The following is a 15,338-nucleotide window of genomic DNA, read 5'->3' as shown; positions in this document are numbered from 1 at the left end:
GTCGCAAGGCCGCACAACGAAGGCGCACCTGCAGGTGCGTCGAGGCGGAGAACGCAGCGAGCGGGGTTCCTGGCCGGCAGAACGCCGCAAAGGTTGCAGGTCGAGGCACTAACATCGAACACATGTTCGGGAGACGGGAACTGTGACGCTGGCATTGCAGCGCAGCTTCGACGAGATGGGAGCGCCGCTGCACGACGTACCGTTCTGCGTCCTCGACCTCGAAACCACCGGCACCGCGCCACCAGACTGCGCTATCACCGAGATCGGCGCCGTCCTATATCGAGGTGGCGAGGAAATCGGGTCGTTCCAGACCCTCGTCGATCCAGGATGCGAGATCCCTCCGTTCATCACCGTCCTGACAGGGATCACCCGCACGATGGTGATCAACGCTCCCAAGATCGGCGAAGTGTTCCCCGCATTCCTCGAATTCCTCGGCGGGGCGGTGATCGTTGGTCACAACGTCCGCTTCGACCTGTCATTCCTCAACGCCGCGGCACTCGATCTCGGATACGGGAAACTGGCAAACCGGTGGGTGGACACACTGGGTCTGGCACGCCGCCTCGTGCGCAACGAGGTACACAACCTGAAATTGGAGACACTCGCTGCCCACTTTCGTGCACCGATCAAACCGACCCATCGCGCGCTGGAAGACGCAAAAGCCACCGCCTGGATTCTGCATCGCCTCCTTGAGCGCGCAGGCACGCTCGGCGTGACCGCCCTCGAGGATCTCCTCCAACTCCCGAAAGCACGCGGGTCCGAACACTATGCAAAGATCCGTCTGACCGATGCGCTGCCCCGGCGACCCGGCGTCTACCTGTTCCACGATCGCAACGACACCGTCTTCTACGTCGGCAAGGCCAAGAACCTGAGGACAAGAGCCCGCAGCTACTTCTACGGCGACCATCGTCGGACCGTCACGACGATGCTGCAGGAGCTGGACCGGATCGAGCATCGTGTCTGCGCGACCGAACTCGAAGCCGAGATCACCGAACTGCGGCTGATCCACACCCACCGACCTCGCCACAACCGCCGATCGAAGCCGCCGAAGTCGTCACATTGGGTCAAACTGACCAAGGAAGCTTTTCCCCGCCTGTCACTGGTACGAAGCCAGCGAGAGGACGGTCTGGCGTACCTTGGCCCATTCCGAAGCCGACGAAGCGCTCAACTCGTGATGACCGCCATCTGGGATGCCCTGCCAGTTCGACGCTGCACCGCCCGGCCGGGCAAACGCGGCGGACAGTGCGCCGCCGCCCAACTGGGCGTATCGATGTGCCCATGTGGCGGAAGTCTCTCCGAGGCGGAATATGCGCCGATCGTCGAACGCCTCCGTCAAGGTATCGCAGCCGATCCCTCCCTGCTCCTCGACCCCCTTTCGGCAAAGATGTCGGAAATGGCGGCGCTCCAGCGTTTCGAGGAAGCCGCCTGGGCTCGAGACCGATATCGTGCCCTCGCGAGAGCATTGCAGCGCCGCCGTGAGTGGCAAGCACTGAACCGGGCCGGACTGCTCTGGGCGGAATCCGACGGCGGCGACGGCGCTCTCATCGAACGCGGCCGCCTCGTCCTCGCGTGGAACTGCACGAGCGGTCCGGTCCTCACCTTTGCGGTCGGCGACCTGGACGACGCGTGGCCACCGACGCCACCGTCGGTCCAGGTCGCCGAGGAAGCACATCTCATTTGGCAATGGCTCAGCGGCGCCCGTGTGCGGCTCCTGGATCCCTCAGGACCGTTGGCACTGCCATGGAGGCCGATCCCGGAGCCCTCTCTGACAGATGCCGACTCTCATCGTTGACGTCGCAGCGCTGTGCAATGCTCGGCGAAACCTGGCCAAACCTGGGCCTGCAAACGTGTCGACGCACTCGATGACCACCGGGAACGACCTCAAGTCGTGGCAGGGGCGTGTCGCATCCTGGACTGAAACGGCCCCGACGCATAGGACGCCATGACCGACGTCTGCAACGGCACTCAGACATTGCCCGGCCACCACTGAGTGATCGCGGAACACCTGCACCGATGTCGTCGCATCCGCCTACGCCGGGAACGGAAACTGCCCCGTCGGGTTCGTCGCTCATGCTGCTCACCGGCTTCCCCCTCAAAGGAAGGACGAGCCGGCTCGTCACATCGACATCGAGCCTTTGCGAAACTCGGTCCTCCCGATGCGGGCGTTGATCAGCACCGGACGACCGGCCGCCGCTACGTGCTTCGCCTCATCCAACACGACATCGATGTTCGCCGGGTCGTCCAGCAGCAGGCCCACGCCACCAAGCCCTCGAACAACCCGCTCATAGTCCGTTGAAGCCAACACGGTCGCGACATCATCGTTGAGCAGCCTCACCTGATCCCGGGCAATCTGCGTCCATCCTGCGTCGTTGCCGACGACGGCGATCACGGGGATGCCGTGGCGAGCGAATGTGTCGAACTCGATGAGGCTGAACCCCGCCGCACCATCGCCGTACAGCAACCAGACCTCTGCGTTCGGTCGCGCCAGCGCCGCGGCCATCGCGAACCCGGCACCCACACCCAGCGTTCCGAACACACCCGGATCCAGCCAGCGCAGCGGACCCTTCGGCTGGAGAACATACGAGGCCGATGCGACGAAGTCGCCACCGTCCGTCACGATCACACTGTTGTCGTCCATCGCGGCGTCGATCCGCTGCAGTAGCTGCAACGGGTTGATCGGCGCGATCCCTTCGGCGGCTTGCCGTTTGATTTCCACATCCCGTTCGGTGTCTCGCGTACGCAACACTTCCAACCACCGCTCCCAGCTGCGGCCACCGGCCAGCCCGACGAGCCCCTGGAGGAACCGTCCGGCATCGCCGGGCACTCCCACCGTCGGCGTGCGGTTCTTGGATAGCGAACGTCCTTCCCTGCCGGCCGTGATGAGCTTCGCTTTGCGGTTGATCACCCGTCCGTAGTCGAGTCGAAAGTCGACGGGCATTCCGGCCAGGATCACAAGATCGGATTCACGCAAGGCCTCACGGCGACGATGACGCAGATGCAGCGGATGCCGCACACCGAGTAAGCCGCGGGCCATCCCCGCGAGCCAGGTAGGCATGCCCAGCTGCACGACCGCGTCGGCGATGGCATTGGCCTCTCCGGGAAGCGCCATCGCACCGCTGCCGACAACGAGAACGGGACGCTCGGCCTTCGCCACCAGCTTTGCGGCCCGTTCCAACGCAACCCGTCCCGGAGACGGGATTCTGACAGGTCGGGTGAGGACCTGTTCGCTCGCGTCGATGCCGGCGAACAGCCGGTCCACATGGCGTCCCAGATACCACCGGGTCGCACGCGCAGCGATGCTCTTCGGGCTCCGATCCGACTGGTAGAGACCCCGCACAGTCTGTTCGTCGTAGAGCAGGTCAACCGGAATCTCGACGAACACCGGACCATGAACACCAGACGCTGCAGCGAAGAACGCCTCGTCGACGATGCCCGAGAGATCCCGGACACGACGCACTTTGAACACTTCTTTGACATGAGGGCGGACGACAGCGGCCTGGTTGATATCCTGCAGCGCCCCCCTGCCCCTCAGAGCCGTTGCGGCGGCGCCGCCGATGAGCACGAGTGGCGACTGGGCAAGGTACGCATTCTGCAGAGCTGTCAATGTGTTTGTCACGCCCGGCCCCGCAGTGACGACCGCCACACCGGCGATGCCGGTGAGCCGGGCCATGGCATCAGCAGCAAACACCGCATTCGCTTCGTCTCGAACGTCGACGACCCGAACGCCAAGGGCGTTGCAGGCGGTGAGTATCGGTGCGATGTGGCCTCCGGTCAGAGTGAAGATGAAACCAACATCGTGCCGCGCCACGGCATCGGCAACCCGTTCACCTCCGTGCGCAAACCCCATCACCGCTCCAGCACATGCTGATCGAGGACGAAACAGGAGAACATGCCGGTGAGCACAATCGAATCGCCGTTGTCAACCTCGACGGTGACCGCTCGCCTTCTGCCCTCTGTTCCATCGACACGAGCACGAGCGACGAGAGCGTCTCCGACGCTCACCGGGGCCGTGAAACGAACATCGGCGCTCCCCAGCACGACGTTCGGATCGTTCACCGCCAGCATGGCTGCGTGGTCGGCCAGACCGAAAACGAACCCACCGTGGACGAGACCACGGCCGTCGACGGCCATCACTGCGATGGTTGTCAGATGGACCTCGGCTCGCCCTTCTTCAAGCAGCCGGGGCGAACCGCAGAGCCGGCGGTCGATCTGAAGGTGTGTAACTGGTTTGCTCATGTGATCCTTTCGGCAACGCCCAGCGTACAGCGGCACGGTCATCGCCCGACATGTTCAAGAGGCTCAGGTCTGCGGGAATCATTCCCCGCGGTTCACCCCCATCGACCTCGACTCGTTCCTCGTCTCGGCCACTTCCCCCTTAGCCCCGATTATTCGCAACGTTCCCTTGAATAATCGGGGTTAGGGGGAAGCATCACTCAGCGCACCCTGCCTGGATTCCCGCTGCGCCATGCGGCTACGCTGCACTCGATTGTTCGTGAACCTTCAACACTTCCTCGTCACCGGCACAGGCACCAGACTCGCGATGCGTCTCAGCGCTCTCGTTCCACGCCGGTTCGGCCACAGCGCGATCAGAAGAATCACTCGCAGGATTGCCCGTCGCGACTCGACACTCACACGGGCGATCCGCTCCAATCTGGCCGTCGTCCTCGACACCACACCGGACGACCCTCGGCTCGACTCCTATGTCGAGGAGGTCCTCTTCTACTCGGCAAGCGGAAGCTACGACTTCTTCCGCGCCCTCGGTGGAACCATCGAAGAGAACCGCAGTCTGGTCGAGATGCCGCAGGCGCTCTGGGACATTCTCGACCCGGCCAACCGTCACGGCCGCGGAATTCTCATCGTGGCCCCACACGTCAGCACCCTGGATCTCGCCGGGATAGGGTTGGCAGCCTCTCCCTACGCAAACACATACGACATCCAGGTTCTCTCGTACGCGCTCCCCCCGTCCGGCTATGAACTCATGAATGACCTGCGAACCACCCAAGGGCTCATCCTCACCCCGTCTTCCGCCGATGCTTTGCGAGAAGCTGCAGCCCGCCTTCGCGACGGCGGCGTGGTGGTCACATCGGTCGATCGGCCACCGCCCCGCAACAAACGAGCACAAACGGCGACATTCTTCGGCAAAGACGCCCGCCTGTGGAATGGGTTTGCCAAGCTCGCGACATCGACCGATGCTCTGTTACAGATCGTCTCGGTGGAACGAATCCCCGATGATCGGTACCGTCTCAACGTCGGAAGACGGATCGACCCGCTGGAGATGGAAGGGGACGACGTGGCTGCGGAACTGTGGCATGAGACACTCAAGGAGGTGGAGAACATCATTCGTGCCCACCCTGAGCAGTGGATGATGTTCTTCCCGGTGTGGCCCGATGCCGAGGAGGCAGAATGAGCGAGACTCCGTCCCACGAACGAGTCAACGACATCCTGCTTGGACCACTCGAACGTCCCGCATTGCGCTGGCTCTCCAAGCATATGCCCGAGCGCATAACACCCGACGCGCTCACCCTCATCGGCATCGGCGGCTCGCTGATGACCTTCGGTGGGTATTGGGCCAGCAACCTTTCGCCATGGTTCCTTTGGCTCGCCAGTTTCGGCCTGGTGGTGAACTGGTTCGGAGATTCCCTCGACGGAACGATTGCACGGTACCGCCACATCGAACGGCCCAAGTACGGGTTCTTCGTCGACCACGCCGTCGACGGCGTGAGTGAGATGCTGGTGGCGTTCGGTCTTGGGCTCTCTCCGTACGTGTCGTTCAACGTCGCCGCCGTTGCGCTGGTCGGTTACCTGCTCCTGTCGATCTACGTGTACCTGACAACGTATGTACGGGGCGTGTTCCAGATCTCGTACGGACGGTTCGGACCTACCGAGGTGCGAGTCATCATCATCGGATTCAACGCTCTGCTCTTCTTCGGTCATATCCCCCGCATCAGCACCGTGTTCGGTACCGTCGGGGTCTATGACCTGGCGATTGGGGCTCTCGCTGCGGTCCTGATCGTGATCTTCATCGTGTCGGCGATCCGGGAGGCAAGAAACCTCGCTGTGGAAGACACAGGAAGGCACTGACATGCTCACGATCGAGAAGGTCGACGTCACGAACCGGGCGCAGGTGAAACGTTTCATCAACTTGCCCTACCGCCTGTACCAGAACGATCCGTTCTGGGTACCTCCGCTGAAGACGGACATCGCAACGATGCTCAACCCGAAGAAGCATCCGTTCTATGAACACTCCGTGGCAGACTTCTTCATTGCCGTGCGGGACGGACGAGATGTCGGCCGCATCGGCGCTCTCGAGAACACGCGGTTCAACGCAACCCACGACAGTCGAGAAGCGGAGTTCTACTTCTTCGACGTCGAGGACGACTCTGAGGCGGCAGCGGCGCTCTTCGGACAAGTTTTCGACTGGGCCACCGCCAGAGGCATGGAAGCCGTAGTCGGCCCTAAAGGTCTGAGCCCGTTCGACGGATACGGCATCCTCGAACGTGGGTATGAGCACCGCCAGACGATGTCGATGCTCAACTACAACTTCCCCTACTACATCCGGATGGCGGAGGAGAATGGCCTCGTCAAAGAAATCGACTTCATTTCCCACGTCATCGACCCGTCGACGTTCACTCTCGATCCTCGAATCCCGAGAATTGCAGAGCGTGCGGCGCGGCGCTCGGGACTCCGAGTTCACCGTTTCCGCTCCCGTTGGGAGATCTACCGCTGGGCCGAACGAATCGCACGGACCTACAACAACTCGTTCGTGAACAACTGGGAGTACGTGCCCCTGACCGACGCGGAAGTCAGCTTCGTGGTCAAGCAGATCATCCCCGTGGCCCGACCGGACCTGCTCAAGCTCATCGTCACCAACGACGACGAACCCGTCGGATTCGTGCTCACCTTCCCGGACGTGTCCGGCTCTCTTCAGAAGATGGGAGGCCGACTCCTCTCTCTCGCAACCGTATCGCTCCTCAGAGAACTCCGCAGCACCAACTGGGTCGTCGCCAACGGCATCGGCATCCTCCCCGAGTATCAGCGCAGAGGCGGCAACGCCCTGCTGTACCGAGAACTCGCCGAGGTGTTCCAGCGGGCCGGGTTCGACCGTTATGAGCTGACCCAGGTTGCCGAGACGGCAGTCCAGATGCGTCGCGACCTCATCAACATCGGAGGGATCCCCCACAAGAACCATCGGGTCTTCCGAAAGGTTCTCTAGGCGCAGGGCTTGCCTACAAGAGGTACTTCGTATTTCGTACTTCCTATCGCGGCCGGCATCGTGGCACGACCCCGGGGCGAGAGTGGGGACTCCTTCCGATGACTGATGACTGACGGCTCGGCGGACTCCTAGAGCCGGGTGCCTTTGCCGATCACCACGACCCCTCCGGGTGACACGGTGAACCGTTCCGCATCCCTGTCCAGGTCCACGCCAAGATGGAACCCCTCCGGCACCTGGACGTTCTTGTCGATGATCGCTCTCCTCACGACGGCACCGCGGCCGATGTTCACCCCTTCGAAGAGAACCGACTGCTCGACGGTCGCATACGAATGCACGCGCACTCTCGAAGAAACCACCGACTGGCGGATCACCGCGCCCGAAATGATGGTCCCGCCGGCGACGAGGGAATTCAACGCCCTGCCACGGCGCCCTTCGACATTGTGGACGAACTTCGCAGGCGGACGAGGGAAGTCCCAGGTCAGAATCGGCCAGTGTTCGTTGTACATGTCGAACACCGGGTTGACGGCGATGAGGTCCATGCTGGCCTCATAGTACGCGTCCAACGTGCCAACATCTCGCCAGTACCCGCGTTCTCGATCCGTCTGGCCAGGCACCCGATTGCCTGCGAAGTCGTAGACGTACGCGTCACCGTGCTCGGTCAGCTTCGGGATGATGTTGCCGCCGAGGTCGTGTCGCGAGTCGTCGTCGTCTGCATCCTCCCGCAGTGCCTTGAGCATCGTCTTGGTATGAAAGACGTAGTTGCCCATCGACGCGAACGCATGGGTGGGATCACCGGGCATCGAAGGTGGTTGCTCCGGCTTCTCGAGGAAGTTCTGGATCTTGGCGTCTTCTGACGCGTCGATGATCCCGAACCCACTCGCCTCTTCGATCGGCACCGGGATGCCGGCAACGGTGACCCCTGCACCTGTGTCGATGTGCTGCTCGAGCATCTGTCGAGGATCCATCCGGTAGATGTGATCGGCACCGAACACGAGCACATGGTCCGGACGCTCATCGTCGATCAGATTCAGGTTCTGGTAGATCGCATCGGCGGAACCCGCGAACCACTGCGGTCCCCGCCGCATCTGTGCCGGAACGGCCGCAACGTAGCTGCCAAGAAGTGGAGACAGCCTCCAGGTCTGAGCAAGATGGCGGTCGAGACTGTGGCTCTTGTACTGGGTCAGAACGACGATTCTGCGAAAGCCTGCATTGACGAGATTCGACAGGACGAAGTCGACGAGACGGTACCCACCACCGAACGGTACGGCAGGCTTGGCGCGATCTCGAGTCAGCGGGAAGAGACGGCTTCCCTGTCCTCCGGCAAGAACGATGGCGAGAACCCGGGGGATCATGCGCTCACGCTAGCAAGACAGAGAGCCACTCTCCTGCTTCCTCAGGGGAAAGCGGGAGAACTGCGCCGGCGAGGGGATGGGGGTGTTTGTTCTCCGACTCCCGATACCATGCGCCCTGCATGCCGCATCTTCGACACCTTTTCCTTGCCGTGCTCGTGGTTACTCTCCTCGCCGCCGGATGCACGGCGTCACCGTCGGTGACATCCGGGGAACCACTCCCCACGATCTCCCCAGACGAGTTCACGGCGCTCCTGAGAGCTTCAGACAAACCGGTGATCCTCAACGTCTGGGCATCCTGGTGTGGGCCCTGCCGATCCGAAGCGCCGCTCCTCCGTCAGGCCTACGAGGAGTTTGGATCTCGAGTCCGGTTCATCGGTGCCGACGTAAACGACACTCAGACGGGGGCCCAACGGTTCATCGCCCAGTACGGTCTGGACTTCGAGCACTATTTTGATCCCGGATCCGCGATCCCGACGGCCCTGCGCTCCACGGGCGTGCCGCACACATTCTTCTTCGCCCCTGGCGGAGAACTGCGTTTCTCCCATCACGGAATGATCGACGAGCAGACACTCGCGATCCAGATCGACGATCTCTTGAGGTAGCCGCGTGGAGTTCACCCTTCTCGGAGCCGCCCTCCTGGGTGTCGCCGCCATGCTTGCGACCCTACGGATCGAGCGGTTGCGAGGAACGACAAATCGCAAGGACCTCATGGACATCGCACTGGGCACCGCAGCAATCGGCCTGGCGGTCGGAAGGGTCGCCACCATGGTGTTGCAGGGAACGAACCCGTTCACGCACCCGCTCGATCTGTTCTTCATCCGCGGGGGTGTCGACACCGGTTTCGCTGCATTGGGTTCGATGGCATATCTGGCGTGGGCTGTGCGACACGACTTCTGGCCGACACTGGACCTGCTCGCTCCGGCCGGTATCGCGGGTCTCGGCGGATGGCACGCCGGATGTCTCCTCCGCTCCGCGTGCGCCGGCACAACGACGTCGCTGCCATGGGCGATCACGCTTGCTCAGAGCCCGATCGGACGCCACCCCGTCGAGATCTACGCGGGACTTCTGCTCTTTGCCGGCGCCGGCGTACTCATTGCCGTTCGAGCGAAGGCCGCACCCGGCGTCATCGCCTCCGCAGCTCTGGTGATTGCCGCCGGTGTTCGGCTTGCGACGGAACCGCTGAGGCTCGGCCTCGGTGCCGATCCCAGCCCCTGGTATGCGACCGGAGTGATGGTAGGTCTGATCAGTTTCTCGATTCGAGTCATCGCAGCACGATCCCGTAACATCCTGGACTCGTGAACGCACCGTTGATCAACCTCGATGGCATCGGCGTGCGGTTCGGTCGACTCACCGTTCTGCGCGATGTTTCCCTTCATGTCGATCCCGGTGAAGGCGTGGGCATCGTCGGTCCGAACGGCTCCGGAAAGTCGACACTTCTGAGAGTGCTCGCCACCCTGCTGCGTCCCACCGAAGGCAAAGGGACGGTGCTCGGCGCACCTCTCGACACCGATCCGTCCCCGGCGACTCGGCGCCGCGTGGCGCTTCTCGGACACCAGCCGGCGCTCTACGGCGAGCTCACTCTCGAAGAGAACCTCGAGTTCGTTGCCCGCCTCGTCGGCATCGCCAACGGCGATGTGAGACGTTCCCTCGAGAAGGTGGGATTGGGGGGCGCCATGGACCGCCGAGCCGACCACTCGTCTCACGGGATGCTGCGCCGGGTCGAGTTCGCTCGCGTGCTCATGACACAGCCCGACCTGCTACTCCTCGACGAGGCTCACGCAGGCCTCGACAAGATGGCCGCCATGCTGGTCGAGGCAACTGTGGCGGAGGTGAAGCAGCGGGGTGGATGTGTCGTGCTCGTGTCCCACGAGCCGAACCGAATGCTCCCTCTCGTGGAACGAACCTACGAACTCGTGGGTGGGACTGCGGTCGAGGGCCCGGTCGCGACATGAGTGCACGCGAGTTCTGGCGTCAGGCGTTCGAGATCATGCGAAAGGATCTCAAGATCGAAGGGCGGGCGGGAGAGGTGCTGTCGATCACCGTCCCCTTCGGCGCGGTCGCCCTGCTCCTGCTCCCCATGGCAATCGGGACGGAGAAGGCAATGCTCGCGCGAATCGGACCGGGCATGTTCTTCGCCATCACCCTCCTGTTCGGCATGCTGGTCGCCTTCCGCCAATCGGCCACCGACGAACCGGCGCAGCGGGAACTGCTGACCTTGCTCGGCATTGATCCTGCCGCGACATTCGTGGGCCGCTCTGCGGCCAGTGCGCTGCTCTTGCTTGGATTCGAACTCGTGCTCATCCCCCTCGACATCGTGCTGTACAACCCCTCGCCCGTTCGCGGCTGGGGCTGGCTGCTGCTGATCGTGCTCCTCGTCGCCATCGGCCTCTCACTGATCGGTACCCTGGCAGGAAGCGTGACAGCCGGCCTCCGGACTCGCGCGACGCTCGCCCCTCTGCTCGTCGCCCCACTCTCCGTGCCGCTCCTCATCGCTTCAACACAGGTGGTGGAAGCACTTCGATTAGATCGCAGTATCCTTAACTGGATCGTTTTGCTTATCGCCATGAACCTTGCCCTAACCGTCGTCGGTGTGATCACCGCCCGCCCACTCGAGGAGACATCCCGTTGAAGCGTTCCGTCCAGATACTCTCGGCACTCGCGATCATCGGTGTTGCTGTTGGATTGACATTCGGCATCACGGCTCCGATCGACGAATTCCAGGGCATCTTCCAAAAGATCATGTACGTCCACGTCCCGTCTGCATGGCTTGCCTACCTGTCCTTCGCTGTGGTGTTGATCGCCGGCATCGGCTATCTCGTCACCAAGAAGCACTCGTGGGATAGAGTCGCCGCCAGCTCGGCGGAGATGGGCGTCTTCTTCACCGGCACGGCGCTCATCACCGGCATGCTGTGGGGACGACCCGTCTGGGGAACGTTCTGGGATTGGGGTGATGCACGGCTGGTACTCACCGCGCTGACGTTCATCATCTATCTCGGCTACCTCGCTTTGCGGCGCAGCATCGCGGACCCGGAGATGAGGGCAAGACGCGCCGCAGTACTCGGCATCATCGCATTCGTACAGATTCCCCTCGTCCACTTCTCCGTCACGTGGTGGCGCACCCTCCACCAGACGGCAACGGTGCTGCGCCCTGAAACGTTCGAGCGTGGCGGCAACTCCGCCATCGATCCTTTGATGTTGCGAGCGCTGATGGTGAATCTGGCCGCCTTCACCCTCATCTACCTGGCGTTCATGGTGACGCGGGTGTGGATCGCACAGATGGCAGATGCCGTCGAAGAACGAGAGGCAAATGAGAATCTGGAGATCGCCGGAGCCGGCATAACGGCCCCGATCTTGGGAGGTGACGTCGATGACTGAGTTCACTGGGAGTTGGGTGGTCTTTGCCTACTCGCTCGTCTACGGGTTCATGGTGATCTACGCCATCAGCCTGGTGGTGCGCCTCCGGTCGGTCTCCAAACGATTCAAGAGAGGCAGCTGACCATGGCTCATCGCTGGTTCATCATTCCGGCCATCGTCGCGGTTCTCGTCGCGGTCGGTTTCTTCGCGTTCGGCAACCTCAACAAGAACCTCGTCTACTACCTCACCCCCACCGAGGCGCTGCAACAGCGGGCCGACTTCCCTGACGGTCAGCGCTTCCGTCTCGGCGGACTGGTCGTCGCCGGCAGCATCAGAACGACGCCCAACGGGGTCAGCTTTCAGGTGAGCGATGGGCAGAGCACGATCGACGTCGAGAACGAAGGTTCCCCACCGCAGCTGTTCCAAGATGGAGCGGGCGCCGTTGTGGAAGGCTCGTGGCAAGGTGATCACTTCGTCTCTGACGTCCTGATCGTCAAACACGACGAGCAGTACAACGCAGAAGACGACACGCACGAGGCGTTCGTACCACCGAAGGGGGGTTGATCAGATGGCCGCGACGCTCGGCAGCCTCGGCGTTCTGATCGCACTGATCTCGGCGATCACGCTCGCGATCCAGGGTTTCAGAGTCCAGTTCGCATCCACGAGAATGCCGGTGAGCAAACTGAAATACCCGGTGTATGGACTGCTCGGCGGCGGGATCCTGTCAATGATCGCTCTCGAGTTCGGCCTTCTGACCAACGACTTCTCCATCGCGTACATTGCGAACAACTCGACATCGACGACACCGCTGCTCTACAAGATGGCATCGGCCTGGGCGGCGCTCGAAGGCAGCATCGTCCTGTGGGGATTCATCTTGGCCGTCTTCGTCGGCACCGTGTACTTCGCCTCACAGCGACTCCACAAACCCGACGCCCTCGGGGCAGGGGCACTGGCGGTCATGGGAATCATCTCGACGTTCTTCTTCGCGATGATGCTGACGATTTCGAATCCGTTCGAGGTCTGCACCCGCGCTGCACAGGTGGGCTGCATGTCGTCGAGCCCATTCCCGTGGGTTCATGCGCAAGCTGCGCTTGAAGGTTTCGGACCAAACCCGCTGTTGCAGAACCATCCGCTCATGGCGATCCACCCGCCGATGCTCTACATCGGCTACGTAGGGATGTCGGTGCCGTTCGCCTTCGCCATGTCCGCTCTCATGATCGGTTCCGGCGGGACCGACTGGCTCAAGCGGACCCGATCATGGACCCTCGTCGCCTGGGTGTTCCTGACCATCGGCATCGTGCTCGGCGGCCTCTGGTCGTACGAGGTGCTCGGGTGGGGCGGCTTCTGGGCGTGGGACCCGGTGGAGAACGCCTCATTCATACCATGGCTGACCGCCACCGCGTTCCTGCATTCTGCCGCCGTGCAATCACGGCGCGGCATGATGCAGAGTTGGAACTTCGTCCTCGTCATTTCGACGTTCTCCCTGACGATCCTTGGAACGTTCATTACACGCTCGGGGATCATCAACTCGGTGCACAGCTTCACGCAGTCACCGATCGGTCCTGCGCTGCTGTGGTTCCTCGCGGTAACGCTCGTTCTGTCGTTCGGGCTGTTCGCCACACGCTCCCACATGGTGGCTTCTGCACCTCGGCTCGACTCGCTCGCCAGTCGCGAAGGAATGATGCTCGCCAACAATCTGATCCTGACCGTGTTCGCCTTCGTCGTCCTGATCGGAACCCTGTATCCGCTCATCGTCGAAGCGACCACCGGTTCCACGGTCGGAGTCGGCCGTCCCTTCTTCGACAAGCTCGCGGTGCCAATCGGCCTCCTCTTGGTGTTGGCGATGGCCATCGGGCCAATCACTCCGTGGCGAGCCGCCCGAGGACCGATCGTGTGGGCCCGTATCCGCAATCCCCTGCGGTTCGCCCTCGCTGTCACCGCCGTCGGCATCGTGTTCGGCAGGCGCAGCCTTTCGGTCGCCATGGCGCTTCTGCTCGGGTCCTTCGTCATCGCCATCATGGCCAGCCAGCTCTGGAACACGGCTCGCAGGCGTGCCGCGAAACACCAGGAGAATCTCGCCGTGGCGTCGCTGCACACGATGCGTTCCGATCCCGGGTTCTGGGGCGGACAGATCGCACACGTCGGAGTGGCAGTCCTGGTTATTGGGATTGCTCTCTCCACGAACCTCACACTTCGCACCCAGGTGCAACTCACTCCTGGCGATACCGCACGATTCGCCGGATTCGACCTGACGTATGTGAACACGTTCAACAGAGTCGAGTCGAACCGGTTCGTGACCGGAGCACTGATACAGGTCACCAACAATGGAGGGGTCGTCGCAGAGCTGCAGCCGCGCCTCAACCAGTACACCAACGGTCGTGAGTCCGTGGCATCTCCCGATATTCGCGGTTCACTGGCCGGCGACCTCTACCTGTCGCTGCGGGCGATCGATCAGAACCAGGTCACGCTCGATCTCTTCTGGTTCCCTGTGCTGTGGATGGTCTGGGCCGGTGCACTCTTGATCAGTGTCGGTGGGCTATGGGCATGGCTGGTGCGAAAACCCGCCCGAACAGAGCTGACCAAGAACGGGCAGCGGGCATGAGCGAGACCACACGCCCAAGAGTCGGCATGTGGCTCAGCCTGGTAGCGATCCTGGCGATCGTGATCTCCATGGTCGTTGTGTTCAGCAGTGGCTTCGGGAAGGACCCGAGCATGATCGCCTCCCCCCTCATCGGCAAGCCCGCACCCGAGGATTCGTTGGCGTTCCTCGAGCAGGGCGGCGCGCTCAGCCTCGCGGACCTGCGGGGAAACGTCGTCGTCGTGAACTTCTGGGCCTCCTGGTGTTTCCCCTGCCGGCAAGAGCACCCGGTTCTGGAGGCGGCGGCTGCCGCGTACGCCGACCAGCCTGTGCGCTTCGTGGGAGTCGTTTATCAAGATGAGCCCCGTCGGGCGATCGCGTTTCTCGACCAGTTCGGCAGGGCCGAAAAGACGGCCTACGTTGTCGACCCAGAGTCACGCGTTGCCATCGACTTCGGCGTGTTCGGTGTCCCCGAGACGTTCTTTCTCTCACCCGATGGGACGATCATGGCCAAGAAGACAGGCCCCCTCTCACCATTCGAGATCAGCAGCACGATCGACACGCTGCTTGCGGGTGGAACGCCAGGCGATCTCAATGCGGGCCAGACGCAGAAACAAGCCGGCGGCTGATTTCTCGTCACCCCCCTAGCCCCGATTCTTCATGTGGTTGTGGTGGTTGTGGTGGTGGGGTGCGCGAAAACGCCCTCCTGGTAAGGGATACTGAGGTTTGTGAAGACGTCAGTTTCCGAGACAGGAGGGCATCTCCGAGATGAACGCTACCAGCACCCGTAACGTGTCCGTGGAAGCCGGCGGGACCCAGGTGGTTGGCCATGTGGGGTTGCACG

14 protein-coding genes and 1 pseudogene are annotated in these 15,338 nt (G+C 62.5%); 12 read left to right on the top strand and 3 right to left on the bottom strand.

Going from position 1 to position 15,338, the window contains the following annotated elements; all coding sequences use genetic code 11:
- The first annotated feature begins 127 nt into the window (after positions 1–127).
- Positions 128–1,789, top strand: a pseudogene (locus tag GWP04_09455) (DEDD exonuclease domain-containing protein).
- Between the two features lie 324 nt (positions 1,790–2,113).
- Here the strand turns inward: GWP04_09455 and GWP04_09450 are convergent.
- Entirely contained in the window at positions 2,114–3,844 is a 1,731-nt protein-coding gene (locus GWP04_09450) for a thiamine pyrophosphate-binding protein (protein NIA25777.1), read from the bottom strand.
- Complete coding sequence (locus tag GWP04_09445; GenBank protein ID NIA25776.1) at positions 3,844–4,233, bottom strand: thioesterase; 390 nt, start codon at positions 4,231–4,233, stop codon at positions 3,844–3,846. Before GWP04_09445 ends, GWP04_09450 begins: the two co-directional genes overlap by 1 nt.
- 250 nt (positions 4,234–4,483) lie before the next feature.
- Here GWP04_09445 and GWP04_09440 point away from each other — a divergent pair, with 250 nt between their 5' ends.
- The 3 genes from GWP04_09440 to GWP04_09430 are packed head-to-tail and all read left to right on the top strand — an operon-like array spanning position 4,484 to position 7,210.
- Positions 4,484–5,404: a hypothetical protein gene (locus GWP04_09440; GenBank protein ID NIA25775.1), complete on the top strand. Its 921-nt coding sequence runs from the start codon at positions 4,484–4,486 to the stop codon at positions 5,402–5,404.
- The gene (locus GWP04_09435) at positions 5,401–6,078 is read left to right on the top strand and encodes a CDP-alcohol phosphatidyltransferase family protein (protein NIA25774.1); all 678 of its coding nucleotides are present in this window, start codon (positions 5,401–5,403) and stop codon (positions 6,076–6,078) included. Before GWP04_09440 ends, GWP04_09435 begins: the two co-directional genes overlap by 4 nt.
- 1 nt (position 6,079) lies before the next feature.
- Entirely contained in the window at positions 6,080–7,210 is a 1,131-nt protein-coding gene (locus GWP04_09430) for a GNAT family N-acetyltransferase (GenBank protein ID NIA25773.1), read from the top strand.
- A gap of 128 nt (positions 7,211–7,338) precedes the next feature.
- Here GWP04_09430 and glgC read toward each other — a convergent pair whose 3' ends face one another.
- Positions 7,339–8,562, bottom strand: coding sequence for a glucose-1-phosphate adenylyltransferase (glgC, locus tag GWP04_09425; GenBank protein ID NIA25772.1), 1,224 nt, complete (start codon positions 8,560–8,562; stop codon positions 7,339–7,341).
- Positions 8,563–8,681: 119 nt separating this feature from the next.
- Here glgC and GWP04_09420 point away from each other — a divergent pair, with 119 nt between their 5' ends.
- The 8 genes from GWP04_09420 (at position 8,682) to GWP04_09385 (ending at position 15,123) form a co-directional block, all read left to right on the top strand.
- Positions 8,682–9,164: a redoxin domain-containing protein gene (locus tag GWP04_09420; protein NIA25771.1), complete on the top strand. Its 483-nt coding sequence runs from the start codon at positions 8,682–8,684 to the stop codon at positions 9,162–9,164.
- Positions 9,165–9,168: 4 nt separating this feature from the next.
- A complete protein-coding gene (locus tag GWP04_09415) occupies positions 9,169–9,861 on the top strand; it encodes a hypothetical protein (GenBank protein ID NIA25770.1) in 693 nt (230 codons plus the stop codon).
- The gene (ccmA, locus tag GWP04_09410; protein ID NIA25769.1) at positions 9,858–10,514 is read left to right on the top strand and encodes a heme ABC exporter ATP-binding protein CcmA; all 657 of its coding nucleotides are present in this window, start codon (positions 9,858–9,860) and stop codon (positions 10,512–10,514) included. The genes GWP04_09415 and ccmA overlap by 4 nt, the downstream gene beginning before the upstream one ends.
- Positions 10,511–11,191 carry an ABC transporter permease gene (locus GWP04_09405; protein NIA25768.1) on the top strand — a complete coding sequence of 227 codons (681 nt, stop codon included), beginning with the start codon at positions 10,511–10,513 and terminating at the stop codon, positions 11,189–11,191. The genes ccmA and GWP04_09405 overlap by 4 nt, the downstream gene beginning before the upstream one ends.
- A 14-nt stretch (positions 11,192–11,205) precedes the next feature.
- Positions 11,206–11,937 carry a cytochrome C biogenesis protein gene (locus GWP04_09400; GenBank protein NIA25767.1) on the top strand — a complete coding sequence of 244 codons (732 nt, stop codon included), beginning with the start codon at positions 11,206–11,208 and terminating at the stop codon, positions 11,935–11,937.
- Positions 11,938–12,060: 123 nt separating this feature from the next.
- Positions 12,061–12,480, top strand: coding sequence for a cytochrome c maturation protein CcmE (locus GWP04_09395; protein NIA25766.1), 420 nt, complete (start codon positions 12,061–12,063; stop codon positions 12,478–12,480).
- A gap of 4 nt (positions 12,481–12,484) precedes the next feature.
- Positions 12,485–14,518, top strand: coding sequence for a heme lyase CcmF/NrfE family subunit (locus tag GWP04_09390; protein NIA25765.1), 2,034 nt, complete (start codon positions 12,485–12,487; stop codon positions 14,516–14,518).
- On the top strand, positions 14,515–15,123 hold the full coding sequence (locus tag GWP04_09385; protein ID NIA25764.1) for a redoxin domain-containing protein: 609 nt from the start codon (positions 14,515–14,517) through the stop codon (positions 15,121–15,123). The genes GWP04_09390 and GWP04_09385 overlap by 4 nt, the downstream gene beginning before the upstream one ends.
- The last annotated feature ends 215 nt before the right edge of the window (positions 15,124–15,338 follow it).

It is taken from the genome of Gammaproteobacteria bacterium, assembly GCA_011682695.1.
In the GTDB taxonomy this organism is placed as follows: Bacteria; Actinomycetota; Acidimicrobiia; order Spongiisociales; family UBA4744; genus BMS3Bbin01.
The sequence above is the reverse complement of the archived record's forward strand: the minus strand, read 5'-3'. Positions and strand labels throughout refer to the sequence as shown.